This is a genomic window from Fervidobacterium gondwanense DSM 13020, assembly GCF_900143265.1.
GTDB classification, from domain to species: Bacteria; Thermotogota; Thermotogae; order Thermotogales; family Fervidobacteriaceae; genus Fervidobacterium; species Fervidobacterium gondwanense.
The window spans coordinates 1-16,243 of record NZ_FRDJ01000015.1; the positions used below are offsets into that span (position 1 = coordinate 1).

Here is a 16,243-nt window from a genome sequence, read left to right on the forward strand (position 1 = left end):
CAGGATACGAGAATAAGCAAACTCACCATACCTCAAATAGGACGAAGGAATGTGAGAGTGTGGAACAAACCAGGTGGGCATAAGAGGGTTAGTTTGAGGGAAAATGGTGGGGAAGTAGTTAAAAAAAATAATCTAAGAAGGAATAAAGCGACATAAAAATAATGAATTAATTCATTAAAGATAAAAAATTAAAATTATTAAGATTTTAGATAAACTCTTTTGGAAAAGAAAGGGAAGTAAGAATTTTTTGAAAAAATAAGAAAAAACGTATTTCAGGAGGCTAATCAAAAATATTTCTTTGAAGAGGGGAGAAACGCCGTAATCTCTGAGTTTTGATAACACGAAATCTCCGAATTCGTCATCGCCGATAGCACTACATAAACTTGTTTGAATGCCAAGCCTCTTCAGAGCAACAGAAACATTAGCAGCCTTCCCGCCGAGTGAGAAGGCTGTACTATTTGACACGTGATTACTATTTATATTTATTTCATCAACAGAGTAGAATATATCAACATTAACCTTACCTACGCAGCTAACAGTTAAGGGGCTCATTTCAGCTTTTCCAACTCTTTCGTCGCATCTTTTAGAGCTTCTTCGTGCGTCTTAACAAGCCATGGATGTGGTTGCATTGAGACAACTTTTTGGAACATTTCTTTCGCTTTCGTCTTGTCGCCTGTTTTTAAGTATAGATAACCAAGTTCGAGGTATATATTTGAGTAATTTGGCGTTAGCTTCAACGCTGCGTTCAACAATTCTTCGGACTTCTTGTAGTTATACAGTGGCCATGGAACGTCTCTGTATCTCATACCAGAAGCTATGTATGCAAATGTTTTGTAGAGCTTCTGCTCCTCATCATTCTCATTCAAAAGTTTAATCGCATTGTCTATGAATCTGTCGAAATCTCCGAGCATGAAAAGACTTTGAATGATGCCTTTGTACTGTGCAAGCCTTCCAATAGAGGCGCCGGCTATATATGATGCACGACCGTTTTTTGAATCAATCTTCAAAGCCATTTCGGCATAAGCTCTGGCTTTTTCATATGTCTTTTCTTTTTGCTTTTCGTCAACTCCCCAAAGGCCGTATTCAAGATACGCATCCGCAAGGATTGTCAGAAGTCTTGAATCTTTGTCGTATCCGGACGTACCTTCGATGGTCTTAATGACCGAAAGAATCTTTTCCCCATCTCTGTCTCTTCTTCCTTCGTAGAACAGCTTGTTCAACTGCTCAGAATCAGCGGCAAAAATCAGCGTAGAAACCAGTATCAAAAACGAAAAAAGTAAAAGAAAACGCTTTCTCATGTCCTACCCCTCCTTGGAAAGATTTGGTACAATTATTCTACCATAGATGTTATAATTTTCTTCCAGGATGAGTACTGTCAGAAATCAAAGGAGGTAAAACGATGGACAGTTCAAAAAACGGCAAGGATTTACGAATCCTGTTCCTCGGAACACCGGAATTTGCGGCGATTCATCTCGAATTCCTTTTAAAAAATGGGTACAACGTTGTCGCGGTCATATCCCAGGCTGACAAACCAAGAGGCAGGGGGCAGAAGCTACTTCCCACACCTGTTAAAGAAATTGCCCTGAAATACAACCTACCCGTATTCCAGCCGAAGAACTTAACAAAAGAAGGCATGGAGATAATCGAGCAGTTCAAACCGGACATCGGCATCGTCGTTGCTTACGGCAGGCTTTTGAAAAAGCCGTTTTTAGATGCTATACCATTTTACAACATCCACACCTCACTTCTTCCAAAATACCGTGGCGCAGCGCCTATGCAGAGGTGCTTGGAGAACGGGGAAAATGTGACTGGCGTTACGATATTCAAAATCTCAGAAGGCATGGACGACGGCGACATAGCGCTCCAAAGTGCTTTTGAAGTTGGGGAATGCGAAACCCTCGGAGAACTTTACGAAAAGATGACGATTTATGGGACAAAGCTTCTTGATGAGTTTTTGAAAAACTATCCTGTACCGCTAACGCCTCAAGACCACTCTCAGGCAACTTATGCATCGAAGATAGAAAAGGAAGATTTATACGTAGATTTCTCAAAGAGCGCAGAACAGGTGAGGAACAAAATCAGGTCATATGACCCGGTGCCTGGTGCGAAGGCAGTAATAAATGGTGTAGAAGTCAAATTGTACGGTGCGTGCGGGACAGAAAAAGATATAAAGACAGCAGAAATAGGGGAGATAATAAATATATCGAAAGAACTTGGTGGGTTGATAAAATGTGGAGAAAACGCCTTGTGGGTGAAATGCATTCAATTTCCAGGCAAGTCAAGAATCACGTTTGCTGATGCGAGAAATGGGGGTATGATTAAGGAAGGAATGTTGTTTCAAAGAACTGTGAAATTTGCTAAAGATGGCACGAGAGAGTAACTTTATGTTGGATTTTGGATGAAAATAACGTACGTTTAAAGATATATACCTTTATACTCTTGACTATGAAAAGAAAAATCTGGTATAATTTTTTGATGTAAATGTGACATGGGGGGCAATCCACATCTCACATAGAGGGGGGATTAAAGTGAAGAAGGCAGTATTTTTAACCACGTTCGTTGTGCTTTTGCTCATACTCACGCTCAGTGGGTGTGATACGGTAGCAAACCTTTTCAACAAGCCACCTGTTTGGAGTTCCATCCCGGATCAGATCGTCCTTAAGGGTCAGAGTGTTACAGTGGATCTGAAACAGTACGTCAGCGACCCTGATAACAACCTCGACCAAATCGTTTTGAAGACAACGGGTAAAGGTTCCATCTCGAACGGCGTTTATACGTGGACACCAACAGAAGTTGGTACATATGAGATTGAAGTTGAAGCTGTAGACAAGGCTGGAGCGAAGGCTTCAAAAGTATTTAAGGTTATTGTCCAACCATCAGGGCCTGTTTGGAGTTCCATCCCGGATCAGACCATTCTTAAGGGACAGACGGTTACAGTGGATTTGAAAGAGTACGTCAGCGATCCAGATAACAATATCGAACAAATAGTTTTAAAGACAACAGGAAAAGGTTCCATATCGAATGGTGTTTACACGTGGACGCCGACAGAAGCTGGGGAGTACGACATAGAAGTTGAGGCTATAGACGAAGCGGGTGACAAGGCTTCAATAGTCTTTAAAGTCATAGTTCAAGAGTCTGGAACACTTGTGGTGAACATTTCCCAATACAACTCCGGTCCAGTTGTAGAAGGTGCAAGAGTTGAAGTCAAAGACAGCGCAGGCAATCTCAGGGGCGTTGGATACAGTGACAGCAAAGGTATTGCCAGAGTGCTATTCAGGGCAGATGAAGAAAAGGAATATCTCAACGTATTTATATCAAAAGAAGGCCACGCCAGAACATCGATACTTGGAATGAGACTCTTAAGAGATCAGGAAGTCGAACTCACGACCACGCTTAGAAAAGCAACAGCAGCGCAAACAGCAACAGAGATTCCTATTGAGGTCGACGTTAAGCTTTACACAGACGCTACAAAAGCAGTTGAGATTGATCCAGCGACAGACATAACACTGAACAGCATTTACGTGAGTGTTGTTGCCACACCGGTTGAATTTGGTGGTGGAATAAATATTATCTACGCAAAAGTCGGCGGTGTTCCTGGAACAAGTTACTTTACAGCGCCAAGGTTGTATGTAGGGGTTTGGAACGAACTGGAAGGTTCATTGTCAGTATTAGAATTCGAAGGTGAAGTGCCTTTGATAGTTGATGTGTACGACCACAACGATAATAAGGTTGAGAAGATAATCTGGCTCAACATAGTGAGAACACCGGCAAGTAACGTTACACCTTACGTGGTACAGAGAAACACGACAGCTTATGCAACACAGTATGACCTTTACGCGTACACGAGAAGACAAGCAGTTCAATTCTATTCTGGACCAAAAGTCCCAGAGAATGTTAAGGGAATAGACGCATCGGGCAATGCATTTGAACTAGCAGGCGCACCAGATGACGATTCAAACCTCTGGATTGAAATCAGATGGAGGAGATGGTTCTCAACTTCTGGAGCTACAAAACCGAAAGCATACAGGGTTTACAGATCATTCGATGGCAAAAGCTGGACGCCGATAGCTACACTTCCAGAAACGTACTATTACTACAGAGACACCTCACCACTTCTTGAAGTTGGAAAGAAGACATGGTATGCAGTCTCGTCCGTTTACGATGGATTCGAATCAGATAAAACAGTTATTGGTCATATAACGCCGTTGCCACTTCTTAACATAGAAGTAGTGTCACCGACGAATGGCTCAACGAATGTTCCAAGGGATACAGTCTTCAAATGGAGATTCACAGGTTTAGAAGCATACGTACCCACTGATGATGAATTATCAACAACATCACTAACGTATACATATAGTATCTGGCTATACGATTACATCCAAAACGATGTGGCTTGGTATAGCTTGGGTTTAAAACCAAGTTCATTCTATCGATTCACAGCACCTGATCAAGAAGTTACGATTAAATTTAGTGATTATTATATAGTCAATAGAAATAATTCTGCACCATACTGGGTAGATTATGCATTACAAGATGCTTACGCATACGACAAGCTCCAGGCGAACAAGACCTACAACTGGACACTCAGACATGCATGGGCACAGAAGATTTACAATGGTTTGAGCTTGACGGATTCTAACCTGAAGTTTAAGACGATAGCCTATGCTATCCACGCGGATGACACAGGTGTGATCCTTGGTCCTAGTTTTGTTGTAAAACCGTCCGTGTTCTACACATTCACAACTGGAACGAATTGAGAAGGGGGGGATAGATGATGAGAAGACTGAGCAGTGTATTGTTGGTTGTTGCTTTAACGGTTGTTTTGCTCTTCGTTTTTGCATGTACGCCGCAGGTTAAGAATGGTTCAAACGTTGATAATAAACCAGCTGTAAATAAACCGATAAGCAAAGTAACGAATCAGCCAGTTCTCTTTGGCGAGCTCATTCCTGGCGAGTACTTCGAAGGAAAAGTGCTTGTTGGCTACGAAAACAGAGATGCAGCGCTCGAAGTAGTTAAGCTTTTGAATGGTAAGATAGTTGTAGACCTTCCACAGATTAAGATGATATCGGTAAAATTCAACGGTAAAGTCGCAGATGCGTATGCGAAGATTAAGGAAGCGAATATCAAAGGAATCAGGTACGTCGAACCGAGCTATAAGCGAGAACTCATTGAACCACTCCCAGTTAAGGGCGATATCGAAAAAGAATCGAATTTTGAGCCAAGAGTAACAAGCGCAACAAGTCCAAGGGGCAACGAAGAGTTCAGCAATCTCCTTTGGGGCGTTGAGGCAGTTGGCGCAACGGAGGTATGGAGCGAAGCTTCCGGTACAGATGTAATCGTTGCAGTTGTTGACAGTGGTGTCGACGGAACGCACCCTGACCTTGAAGGACAAGTAATAGAAGGTTACAGACCAGCATTTGATAAAGAACTTCCAGCTGGAACTGACTCGTCCTACGGTGGTGCGCATGGTACGCACGTTGCAGGAACGATCGCAGCGAAGAAAGACGGAAAAGGTATCGTCGGCGTAGCGCCGAATGCGAAGATAATGCCGATAGTAATATTCGATGATCCAGCACTTGTTGGCGGAAATGGATATGTCGGTGACGACTTCGTCGCAGCAGGTATCATCTGGGCTGTTGAAAATGGTGCAAAAGTCATGAACCACTCATGGGGTGGTTCTGGCTACAGCCACACTTTAAAGTACGCATTTGACTATGCTATGGACAACGGAGTTGTAATGGTTGCTTCCTCAGGTAATGATTACTCAAAAGTACAGCACAAATATCCTGGTGGTTATCCTGGTGTGATAAGGGTTGCGGCGATTGAGTACAACGGTGGACAATACAGAACAACTGGATTTTCAACAAAGGCTGATTCTGTCGTCATAGGTGGACCTGGTGTGAAGATACTCTCGACCGTTCCTCTTCCGGAAAGCCTTGGCTATGAAGGTGAAAGCGTCGTATCCGATGAAAACGAAGGTACATATGATTACTACGAAGGAACGTCAATGGCCGCACCGCATGTAACAGGTGTTGTTGTATTGCTGTTCCAAAAACATCCAAACGCAAAACCATGGCAGATAAGAAAGCTCATAGAGAGCACAGCGAAAGATATCGACAAACCAGGCTTTGACGAATACTCAGGATATGGTTTAGTGAACGTTAAGAGAGCATTTGCAAGTACACTGCCAACATCCGGCGGTGCAACGCTCGACATAGTCGTCACAGATGCATACGAAAGCTGGCGCGTTCCTTCCGTGTTCGTTACGCTCAAGAAGAAAATTGACGGTAGGTACTTTGCATACTACGCTAAGACGGACATCAACGGTATCGCTCACTTCCCAGCGATAGACACTGGCGAGTACGAAGTAATCATCGGTGGTCCGGATAGCTATGAAAGATGCGAGTCACCATACGGATTCATGGCTTACTACACTGCAATGAGAATGGAAGAAGAAAGGCAGATCAACGATACAATCAACTTGACGGCTGACGCAACGAAGACGTATAAATTCACCTCAGAGTTCAAAGTTAAGTTTGGCACGCCATACACTGGTGCTTCGCTTGTAGTGAAAAACCTCTTAACAGATGAAGTTGAAGAATTACCGTACAACACAAATGTGAAGAACCTATCGGAAAAGTCCGGATTGTTACAATTGTCAGTAAAATTGTCCGCACCTGCACCTGCTAATGCTACTCTCAACGGAACTGCTACGATAAACGGATACGATATTCCCGTGGTTGTTAACATAACAACAGGTGCGACGGAAGCGCTTGTAGTCGATTATTTAGGTGATTATTTTGGAACTATGTATTTAGTTCCTCCGATGCTTTGGTGGACAGTCTTCGGAAAGAACTAATAGCTAACATACGAAATTTCAACCCCGCGTCTGTTATAGACGCGGGGTTTTTTATGTAAAAAACCCCCACACCAAATCGGCGTGGGGGATAATGTTTTGTTCAATTACTCACAGGTATGGGGAGGGTGGGAACTATTTTTCATCACTCCATTGTTTTATTATTTCTTTGCGTTGTTACCTATTCTGAAATAGTTAAGGTTTTCATCGTGCTCTATTTTTTTGTACCTGTGCTCTGCTGCTTCAAACATTCTGCGGATTATCGCTTTTAAGTCGCTTTGAGAACCTATCTCTTCCACAACCTTTGCAAGTTCTCCTGTGAATTCGTATTTGAATTCCTTTTCGTCGAATTTTATCTCATCTGTGAATGACATCGGCACATCGGGATTGATTTTTCTGAGCAGTCTCAGGACATATTCGGCAAAGAATTCTTTCACGTCGCTCTTTCTTTTCGCCTCGGCAAGTTTTTCTCGGTACTCAGTCTCGAGCTCGTGCTCGTACTTGACGAAACTCAGCATCTTTTCCTTACTCTCCATATCCTTCCCCCCTAAGAGAAAGAGTTTTGGAAATATGAAATTATTAAAAAATCACCCAGTAGTAATTCTGTTTTTGCATTAATTTAGACACGCACTGGGTGAATTTCGTTCAATGATAACTCAATATCTGCCTAACATCGCTTAAATTCAATCATTTTTCATCTTTTTGTTTTTTACCGATGAGGTAGGCGTACCAGACAGCACCGAGGATTATGAGCAGTATGCTCACTACCTGCGCAGCCCTCAATCCGCCCGCCATGAGGCTGTCAATCCTTAGCGATTCTATCCAGAACCTTCCAAGCGAGTACATTATCAAATAGAGCGCCGTCGTTTCACCGTAGTATTTCTTCTTTTTTTCTATTACGAAATACAGAATGCAAAATACTGCGATGTTCCAAAGGCTTTCGTACAGAAATGTTGGATGGAAGAATCGTTCAACGTCATACCCCGGCATGCGCCTTTCAGGTGGGACGAACATGCCCCAGGGAAGTGTTGTTGGTCGTCCGTACGCTTCGTAGTTGAAGAAGTTCCCCCAGCGGCCTATGGCTTGGGCTAATGGCAGTACTGACGTGAACAAGTCCGTTGCTTGGAAGAACGAGAAGTACTTTTTGATTTTAGAATACACGAATATTGTTGCGAAGGCTGCGAAGATTCCGCCATGTATCGCAAGTCCGCCGTGCCAGATTTTCCAAATTTCAGAAGGGTATCTTGAATAGTAAGACCAGTTGAATGCGACATAATACGTTCTTGCACCGAGAATGCCGAAGATTATGCCCCAGAATAGTCCCTCGTCAAGATCTTCTGGCTTCAAGGCGTAAGGCAGTTTAAGACTCGAATCTCTCAGTCTCCTTCTTCCAAGAAAATAGCCAATTAATACGCCTGATGCTATGCACACGCTGTACCACCGAAGTTGGAACCTGCCGATTTTGAAGATGTAGTCTCTAACAATGATGTTTCCGGCGAATACTTCTTTAAGAAAGAAGAAAATAAAAACTGACGCAATGAGGAGTACTGTTGTTGCGATTAACTTTTTTCTCGCACTTTTCGCGAAAGTCTTTTCCACAAGCCTTCCCCCTCTATATTTTCTTTAGCCCTGCACAATTCTTAATAATGTTCAGTAATTTTCTCGTTGCCGTCTTCTCAAATCCTTTTCCCAGAGTTGTTGGTATACGTAGCTTTTCTTTGAAAGCGCTTCTTTTATTGGGTCGTCGAACGGTATATATCGCCAGAATATCTCTCTAACTTCTTTATCTACTTTCTGAATCCCCTGCACTTCTTTAGTTACCCATAGTATGTAGTCTTTCAAGAAGTATTCAATGGGTTGACCCTTTAATTTGTTTTCTTCGAGATATTTGTAGTATTCGCCAGTGAGGCCTTCTTCCATCCACCTTCCGAACGATAGTTCTTTTTCAAGCTTCCAGCGATACTCACCGAACGCTTGGTAGAAAGGCTCGATGCCTTTGCGGGAAAGTACAGGGATGACTATCCTCCCGCGTCCGTAAATGTTTGTGCCTTCGATAGGCTCCCAGCAGAATCCCGTTTCCCCATAGCCGGGTACCAATATGACATACGGAGGCATTAATATTTGAGTGCTTCTGATGTTTCTTTCGAGTGTCTTTGGGTCGATGAGTTTGAATTCGTTGAAGAGTTTTTCAACATAGCCCTTTGAGAAAATCGTATTGACGTTCGGCAAGAATTTTGATGCGAGTGCGGGATACTGTATGCCGAGTTTTCCAATCGCTTTTTTCACCATCTGACGTATGACGAGCGGTTCTGTAAATTGAATCTCTTTAGTGCCACCTATTTTGACAGCTGCTTGAATATTTCTCTCTTTTGATGCGTCTAACGTTTCTTTGAGCGTTTTGATATCGCTGTCCATTTTCTTAAGTTTTCCTATGCTTTTGATTATCTCGTCGAATATGGTGTACACTGCCTTGGAATACGGACCTTTTCCCTGGACTCCTTTGACTAAATCTCTTAGTTTTTCCTCTTCGATTGTCCTTTCGAATATCTTCCGCTCGTATTCCTTTTCCATCCAGGTTGTGTCTAAAGCTTTTGGCTGGGATGCACCTGATTCTTGGATTACGTCTTCGAACGTTGACTGCGAAATTTTGCCTTTCTTGATTTCGATGATCCATTCATCTGCATAGTAAAATACGTCGCTTGGGATGGTTTGAAAGGTTTCCTTTAACCTTTCGAAGTCGTCTTTGGACAAGTACCTCGGGTCTGCAATACCAAGTCTTATGAACATCTTCTGCTCAGCTGGGGATTTTTCTTCGAGCTTTTGAGCGATTTCTATGTAAATATTCCAAAAAATCTCTGAGAACTGGTCTTTGTACTCGTTAAAATTCTCTTCGTGCTGTTTTTTTATTTTTAGAAATTCTTCCACTAATGCCTTGTCAATGCCGTCGAAGAGTTTTTCAAAGTATGGCTCCATATATTCAACCTCTCCACATTAACTTGAGTTTCCCTTCCGAAAAATCGACGGTGTAAACGTTTCGATAACCTTTGCTCAGCAACTTCTCTGCCATCTTTGAAGCGTTCTTGAATGAAGCAACGATGTACGCATCGACTTGGATTTTTGTGTCGATGGACATTACAGGTATTCCTTCTACTTTCGTGTTTATTTTCTCAGCTTTTTCATCCAAGTACGCAACTATGTTATGCGATTGTCTTGTTGAAATCAGTCTTGCTAACATCGTTCCAACCACGCCTGCACCGAAGATGCATATATCACGTTTCCCGACAAGTTTTAAAAATATGTCTTGGAACTTGAGCTCTATGCTTTTATACATCTGTGATATTTCGGACAGATAGCTCAGTCTCAGGTAATTGAGCTTGATTTGACCACTTTCAGTCAACAGATATTTGTTCCCTGATTTTTGCACTAAACCGTCTGATTCGAACGATTTCAGGTATTTGTTCACCAGAGACGGCACGATTCCGGCTTTGAGTGCGATTTCGGAATGTTTCGTGATGCCTTCTGAAAGCGCCTGCAAGATAGTCATCTGTCTGTAGAGTGGTGAATACTCGAAAAAAGCGAATGTTTCCATCTTGCTTCCCCCTTTAAATCTCAAATAGCAAATTTTGAAATAGCTTCGGCGAATTTTTCGATTTCAAACTTTATATTATTTATTGCCTCCTCTAATTGTTCAATGCCAGCATACAGTTCTTCAACGGCATCATGATTTGTTTTGGAAACGTTAACGAGTTTGTCCACATTGTTCGTCGAAGCGGCCGTAACTTGCTGTATTACATTAAGCGAATCCCTTACAGAAGAGATGTTCTTTGTAACTTTCTCGGTAATAAGAACTGTTGAGGTTACGATCTTCTCAACATCAGATAGCGACTGTTTGCTCTCTTTTGCGAGGTTTCTTGTGGAGTTAGACAGTTCCATAATCATTTCGGCTATGCGTGAAAGCCCATCTCTATCTATGTTCTGTTTGCTCGTTTCTATCGACGCATTTATCGCAAGAACGGTTATGTTGTCTGATATATCGGTGATTCTGTCGGTTACTTTTGAAAGCGTTTCTGTAAGTGTGGCAAGTTTAGATGTGTACTCCGTTATCTGTTCGATTGTATCAGTGAATTCTGTCAACCTAAGTAATGTGTTCTCAATTTCAGCCCTGCTTTCTTCCATGTATGCTGCAAACTCCTCCATAGACTTGTCAAGTTCCTTTGATGCTCTTTCTGTGTTTTCCGCCATTGCTTTTATTTCAGAAGCCGATGATGATGTCTGAATAACGCTTTCTGACACGTTCTTCACAAGTGTCTTAGAATCGGAAATCTGTTTTCTCGGACGCCGTAACAAGAACTCTCCAACAAAAAAGCCAAGAACTATTGTTGAAATAATGATTATCGGGAACGATACGGAGAAGAATTTTTTTCTAAATTCGTTCAGTTTACGGAACAGCTCATCTTCTGTTGCAGCATGTGCGATGTAATAATTGCCATCGTATGAAAAAGCTACATATCTTTTAATCCCTTGATAATCGTATGAGTAGACACCTGCCTTTTTTTCTTGCATGTATTCAAACAATCCCGGAACTTGCTCTTTGGCATTAAGCCCTATTTTACTTGGATCATTGTGATGTACAGTTATTGCATCGTTGTTCAGAACATAGTAATACCCAAACTCGGGTTTTTGAGTGAAAAGCACGTCGTAATTTTTGAATCTCGAGAGTATCTTCACTTCGTCTAAGAACGCCTGAAGCGTCACTTCTGATATTATTTTAGATGACTGAGGAAAGACAAAAAATAACGTGAGCGTTACTAAAGACACGACCAATAACGATAAAGTTAAAGCATACACTGCTGAAAGTCTTGCTTTCATACCTGATCCCTCCATTTTATAGTTGTTTAATTACTCGGAAAGTATCTGCCCTACAGTCTCCCCATTCCACTCTGAAACGCTAATTAAAAGCTCAAGACCCAGTGAACTGAATTCTTGAGAAAGTCTTGAAATACTTTCAAGCAATTCTTCCACGTGTTCTTTTTCCTTGCCAAGAAGAACAGATATAAATTCACTTGTGTTGATTCGTCCAACCATGTCTGGCGATAATGTTTTTAATGTGTCAGCCAACAACTTAAACAGAGTTTCTAATTGGTTAGAATAGTGTGCGGAGCTGTTTCGAATGCCTTTTATTTTTATTCTTAAAAACGTCAGAGGCATTTCGTTTCTTTTTGCAAAGTCTATGGCATTCAGTATCTTGCTGATAATTATTGGTAACGTATAAGTGCCAGTTTGTTTATCCACATCTTTAAGAGTCTTCAGTAAGTGATATTGATTTAGAAGCTGCAGAAGGTTTGTAAGTGGGTAATTTGCCAGTGTGAGTATGTGATGGACCATTTCGATTATCTTAGGTTTTTCTACCAAAATGAAACCGATTAGGTTTTCGTCTTTAAATACAAGTTCGATGACATGCGAGTCTATTTCTTGCCTGTTGCTTGTATAGTTCGTTTCTACCAGTTCAAATCTCGTATTAAGGCCGGCTTCTTTCAGTGTTCTTAGAATAATCTCGCTATTTGCGAGACGAGTCTCATCTCCTGATGAAAAACCGTACAATCTCATCTCTGAATAGCATATTGTACCTATGTACAGGTTCTTAAATTCGAAGAGTTCGGAAAAGAGTTCATAGAGTTTTTTCATAACAAGGCTTTCATCGTATGCCAAACTTGTCAGCTGGAGTATCTCTCGTACCACGGTGGATTCTTTTAAACTTTCCTCAAGTATGTCCACCAATTCTCCGTACGGTTCTATGTGCAATTTGTACAATTCGCGAGACCACTCCATACTGAACGGCTTTTCAACAAAATTCAAAATCTCTCTTTCTATATCACTCTGTGGTAATGTTTTCTTTAAGAAGGCGTTAGCTCCGCTTCTCTTTGCCCAGAATGGATTTATCGTTTCTTCGGCGCCGGTAAGCATTAGTATCCCCACGTTTTTAAAAACGCTGAAGCTCCTTACAAACCTTGTAAAGTGGACTCCATTCAGTTTTGGCATAACGTAGTCAACGATTACCACGTCGGGCAGAAAAGTGAAAAATCTATTTATTCCGTCGAGTCCATCTTTTGCTACTTCGACAGTATGGCCATTAATTTCAAGTAGGTTCTTTAGAAAAGTTTGCCACACAGCGAAATCGTCTATAACGAGGACCTTTTTCAAAATGATCAGCCTCCTTATTAATATGCTTTATTTAGTTCTTTTAGAACTGAGCGTATTTTTTCAATCTCAAATTTTTCATACCGTTCTCCAAGGTTTTGGGCAATATTGTCTGGTAAATATGGGAATCTTGGCAATTTTTCTATGATGAACCTAACACCGCGCTTTTTCAGTTCAGATGTTTCTCTTGCTCCGTCATCTCCAAGTCCGCCGAGCACTGCGATAACAGTTTCAGAGTCTCCATATCGGATTAGTGATTTGAAAAGTGCTGATATTGACGGATGAACTGACGTACCAGTTTTCTCGCTATCCATGACGGTAATAATGTTTTCGCTGATAAATACTATATCTTTGTTTCCTTCTGGTAAGTATATTTTGTCTTCTATTCTTGTCGGCTTTGTAACGATTTCGACTTTGTGACCTGTATCATTTCGAAGATGTTCTGCAAATGTTTCCATGACGGATGCAGTGAAATGAATGCAGATAATTACCGGAACATTTAACCTTTCTTCTATTTTCAATATTTCAACTGCTTGAGAAGGGCTCCCCGCTGAGCCAACAATGATGAATTTTCTCATTAGATGACCTCCGATTTTCTTTCTTGAAGACTAAGACTCACGTATTAATTTTTCAATCAGTCGCAAGAGCTGTTCTGGTGGTTCATCTTTTGATATGTACGCATCAGCACCTACTTCAAGCCCCTTTGCTAATTGCTCATGTGTTAACGTACTGAACAAAATCACTGGGATTTTTGGTTTCTGTTCTTTAATTCTCTTTGTTACCTCGAAACCATCGATTCCCGGCATCTCAACATCGCAGATGACAGCATCTGGACTTGATTTCTTAATTACTTCGAGAGCTTCAATGCCACTGCTTGCTTCAATAGTTTTGTATCCGAAATTCTTGAGAAACTTCGACACAATTGTCCTTGTGACCACTGAGTCATCTACTATGAGAATCCTCTTCGTGTCTTGCTGTTTGGTCAGCACTTTCGTGAAACTCTCAGGGGCAATGATGGGAAGCGGATACACAAATATATTCTTCACAAACCCTTTTACAGCTCCATAACTCTCGTTTGAAATCTGACCATCGAATATGCCAAGTATGTTATCTACTAAAATCGCTTTGCCGCTGTTTGTAATTATTCCGAATCTCGGATTTTGACACGCATACGCAATGTCGTATAGATTGCTCTTATGGACAATCTTTTCGTTGTTATCGTTAGCCATTCTTGGCTGACTCACAACTTCAAGAACATCTCGGCTATCTATACAGAACTGTGTACCATCTCCACTTGCGACTATTACTCTTACTAAGAATGACTTCACTGGGAAGTGAACGATGAATTTTGTGCCTTTTCCAGGCGAAGTAACAAGTTCGACATCTCCGCCACGTGCCGTGGAAAAGTTTTTCACTACATCAAGCCCAATGCCACGCCCTGATGTACCGTCTGCTTGTTCTTTTGTTGAGAAGCCTGGTACGAATATAACGTCTTCTGGCCTTAAATGAGATAGGTTCTTTTCTGCGGCTTTTTTTCGTATCTTTTCAAAATCGATCCCATTCCCATCGTCTTCGATTTCTAAGTACAGTTCATTTTCTTTAATGTAACTTCGTAAAGTGATAGTTCCAACTTCTGGCTTTCCTCTTAGAATTCTAACTTCCGGTGATTCAATGCCATGCGCTATGGCGTTTCGTACCAAGTGAACAAGCATATCTATGAGCATTTGAGAGTCCTTCTTTTCTATGTGCTCTTCCCCAAGCTCAAGGTTTAACCTTACCTTCTTTTTGTTGAGAGTTGCCTCTTGCAATACTAACGCATCGAAATTCGCCAACAGCTTCTTTAGCTTCACATAATAAGAGTTCTCAACCATCGATATGAGCTTGGACTTTAGTATTCGCACTTCTCTGAGAGCGTTCTTGGTGTCCGTTCTCATAAGGCTGTTCTCTGCTGAAAGAGTTTTGGAGAGCAATTCTTGCAAGATTTCAATCGGCAAAGCTTCCGTTGTTGCCGAGGCAACGGAGGAGGTTGTCTCAGACTTTCCCTCGATTATTAGTTTATATTTCTCGAGTTCTTCGTCTGATAAGTCTGTATTCTTCTTTAATAATTCCGGCATTACTGAGAGAATGCGTGCTAACACATCATCTGTGAGTACTTCTTCCCCTGCAGACTGCCTTTTGAAGAACTCTTCGATGAAGTGGAAAAGTTCTTTGAAACCAGAAAAACCCACAAGACTGGCCGAGCCTTTGATCGTGTGAAATAACCTGTAAAGTTCGTTTAGAATAGCGTGTTCCTTTTCTTGAAGGTATGATTTGATTAGTTCAATAGATTGCTGTCCCTTTTCCAATAACTCTTGAATAAAAACGTCAACAAAGTCCATGGTTACACACTTCCTTCACACTATTCGATTAATTTGTACATTCCGCTTGGTGTTTCTAAGTACGTTTCGAAGCCATCCGCCGTTTTGTGTGTAAGCACATTGCCAAAAGTTAATCTTATATTGTCTGTCCTATATCCTAAGTTTTCAACAATTACGATAAATTTCCCACCATCTAAATCTTTAACTGGCAGGACTTTTTCATAATCGACAAACCCGTCAAATTCATCGGTTTTGAAGTGAATCATAATGCTCGATGGCAGTATATTTTTGACTTTCTTAAATGAGACTGCCAGTTTTTCTCCAATAATAATGTATTCTTCGGTAATACTGAAACGAGAAAGTTTTTGGTTGGATTTGGGTTCTTTGCTTTCTACCGTGCCTGAGAGCATGTCCTTATCAATTACCCTTGCGTTTGTTGGGAGCTGTACAAAATACGTGTTATAGACATAGTACGTGCTATCTTTGTGCAAAATTACGCCTGAGTATTCAGAGAATTTTTCGAAACCCCTGTCGTGTGGTATGTTGTGTGTTACTGGAATTGGTGTGGTATCTATTTCTTCTACGATACGGGTTACTCCAAGTGCAAATTCCCGGAGTATAAGGAAAAATTTAAAGAGCGGATTATTCAGATTTGTATGTGTTACAACAGGATAGAGTTGCTGTCCGTAAATCGCAAAGCCAAAAATTCCGACCTCTTCATGCCCTTTCAGGAATTTGTCGGTTATTCCAATTACTAAATCCTTTTGAATAGAAATTCTTACGTTACCATTGTCATGCTCAATTTCGCAAAGGTAATATTTCAAATTGATCA

Annotated in this window: 14 protein-coding genes; 3 read left to right on the forward strand and 11 right to left on the reverse strand. The window is 41.3% G+C overall.

The genetic code is table 11. The annotated features are described in order from the left end of the window. Positions 1–174 precede the first annotated feature (174 nt). Positions 175–552 (reverse strand): carbohydrate kinase family protein, encoded by a 378-nt coding sequence (locus BUA11_RS10590; RefSeq protein ID WP_072760872.1) that lies wholly within the window; start codon positions 550–552, stop codon positions 175–177. Continuing rightward, positions 549–1,298, reverse strand: a complete 750-nt coding sequence (locus BUA11_RS09345; protein ID WP_072760874.1) for a tetratricopeptide repeat protein — start codon at positions 1,296–1,298, stop codon at positions 549–551. The genes BUA11_RS10590 and BUA11_RS09345 overlap by 4 nt, the downstream gene beginning before the upstream one ends. A gap of 101 nt (positions 1,299–1,399) precedes the next feature. Between BUA11_RS09345 and fmt the strand changes: the two genes are divergently transcribed. The 3 genes from fmt (at position 1,400) to BUA11_RS09360 (ending at position 6,859) form a co-directional block, all read left to right on the forward strand. Then, positions 1,400–2,380 carry a methionyl-tRNA formyltransferase gene (gene fmt / locus BUA11_RS09350; protein WP_072760876.1) on the forward strand — a complete coding sequence of 327 codons (981 nt, stop codon included), beginning with the start codon at positions 1,400–1,402 and terminating at the stop codon, positions 2,378–2,380. Between the two features lie 148 nt (positions 2,381–2,528). Next, positions 2,529–4,757, forward strand: a complete 2,229-nt coding sequence (locus BUA11_RS09355) for an Ig-like domain repeat protein (protein WP_072760878.1) — start codon at positions 2,529–2,531, stop codon at positions 4,755–4,757. Positions 4,758–4,774: 17 nt separating this feature from the next. Then, the gene (locus BUA11_RS09360; protein WP_072760880.1) at positions 4,775–6,859 is read left to right on the forward strand and encodes a S8 family serine peptidase; all 2,085 of its coding nucleotides are present in this window, start codon (positions 4,775–4,777) and stop codon (positions 6,857–6,859) included. A 158-nt stretch (positions 6,860–7,017) separates the two neighbouring features. Here BUA11_RS09360 and BUA11_RS09365 read toward each other — a convergent pair whose 3' ends face one another. The 9 genes from BUA11_RS09365 to BUA11_RS09405 all read right to left on the reverse strand — a co-directional run bounded on the left by BUA11_RS09365 (position 7,018) and on the right by BUA11_RS09405 (position 16,235). Then, the gene (locus BUA11_RS09365) at positions 7,018–7,392 is read right to left on the reverse strand and encodes a hypothetical protein (protein WP_072760882.1); all 375 of its coding nucleotides are present in this window, start codon (positions 7,390–7,392) and stop codon (positions 7,018–7,020) included. 151 nt (positions 7,393–7,543) lie between these two features. Continuing rightward, positions 7,544–8,455: a prolipoprotein diacylglyceryl transferase gene (gene lgt, locus BUA11_RS09370; protein ID WP_072760884.1), complete on the reverse strand. Its 912-nt coding sequence runs from the start codon at positions 8,453–8,455 to the stop codon at positions 7,544–7,546. Between the two features lie 51 nt (positions 8,456–8,506). Then, positions 8,507–9,829, reverse strand: a complete 1,323-nt coding sequence (locus BUA11_RS09375; protein ID WP_072760885.1) for a hypothetical protein — start codon at positions 9,827–9,829, stop codon at positions 8,507–8,509. A gap of 4 nt (positions 9,830–9,833) precedes the next feature. Beyond that, the gene (locus BUA11_RS09380) at positions 9,834–10,445 is read right to left on the reverse strand and encodes a winged helix-turn-helix domain-containing protein (RefSeq protein ID WP_072760887.1); all 612 of its coding nucleotides are present in this window, start codon (positions 10,443–10,445) and stop codon (positions 9,834–9,836) included. A gap of 20 nt (positions 10,446–10,465) precedes the next feature. Further along, the gene (locus BUA11_RS09385; protein ID WP_072760889.1) at positions 10,466–11,725 is read right to left on the reverse strand and encodes a chemotaxis protein; all 1,260 of its coding nucleotides are present in this window, start codon (positions 11,723–11,725) and stop codon (positions 10,466–10,468) included. 30 nt (positions 11,726–11,755) lie between these two features. Then, positions 11,756–13,057 (reverse strand): response regulator, encoded by a 1,302-nt coding sequence (locus tag BUA11_RS09390; RefSeq protein ID WP_072760891.1) that lies wholly within the window; start codon positions 13,055–13,057, stop codon positions 11,756–11,758. 17 nt (positions 13,058–13,074) lie between these two features. Beyond that, complete coding sequence (locus BUA11_RS09395; RefSeq protein WP_072760893.1) at positions 13,075–13,632, reverse strand: chemotaxis protein CheB; 558 nt, start codon at positions 13,630–13,632, stop codon at positions 13,075–13,077. Between the two features lie 30 nt (positions 13,633–13,662). Continuing rightward, the gene (locus tag BUA11_RS09400; protein ID WP_072760895.1) at positions 13,663–15,432 is read right to left on the reverse strand and encodes an ATP-binding response regulator; all 1,770 of its coding nucleotides are present in this window, start codon (positions 15,430–15,432) and stop codon (positions 13,663–13,665) included. Between the two features lie 20 nt (positions 15,433–15,452). Then, positions 15,453–16,235 (reverse strand): hypothetical protein, encoded by a 783-nt coding sequence (locus BUA11_RS09405; protein ID WP_072760897.1) that lies wholly within the window; start codon positions 16,233–16,235, stop codon positions 15,453–15,455. Positions 16,236–16,243 lie beyond the last annotated feature (8 nt).

Excerpts from the sequence above, each read along its gene's own strand:
- BUA11_RS09365 (WP_072760882.1), bottom strand. The coding sequence starts at position 7,392 with ATGGAGAGTAAGGAAAAGATGCTGAGTTTCGTCAAGTACGAGCACGAG.
- BUA11_RS10590 (WP_072760872.1), bottom strand. The coding sequence starts at position 552 with ATGAGCCCCTTAACTGTTAGCTGCGTAGGTAAGGTTAATGTTGATATA.
- BUA11_RS09360 (WP_072760880.1), top strand. The coding sequence starts at position 4,775 with ATGAGAAGACTGAGCAGTGTATTGTTGGTTGTTGCTTTAACGGTTGTT.
- BUA11_RS09345 (WP_072760874.1), bottom strand. The coding sequence starts at position 1,298 with ATGAGAAAGCGTTTTCTTTTACTTTTTTCGTTTTTGATACTGGTTTCT.
- BUA11_RS09380 (WP_072760887.1), bottom strand. The coding sequence starts at position 10,445 with ATGGAAACATTCGCTTTTTTCGAGTATTCACCACTCTACAGACAGATG.
- fmt (WP_072760876.1), top strand. The coding sequence starts at position 1,400 with ATGGACAGTTCAAAAAACGGCAAGGATTTACGAATCCTGTTCCTCGGA.
- BUA11_RS09395 (WP_072760893.1), bottom strand. The coding sequence starts at position 13,632 with ATGAGAAAATTCATCATTGTTGGCTCAGCGGGGAGCCCTTCTCAAGCA.
- BUA11_RS09400 (WP_072760895.1), bottom strand. The coding sequence starts at position 15,432 with ATGGACTTTGTTGACGTTTTTATTCAAGAGTTATTGGAAAAGGGACAG.
- BUA11_RS09375 (WP_072760885.1), bottom strand. The coding sequence starts at position 9,829 with ATGGAGCCATACTTTGAAAAACTCTTCGACGGCATTGACAAGGCATTA.
- BUA11_RS09385 (WP_072760889.1), bottom strand. The coding sequence starts at position 11,725 with ATGAAAGCAAGACTTTCAGCAGTGTATGCTTTAACTTTATCGTTATTG.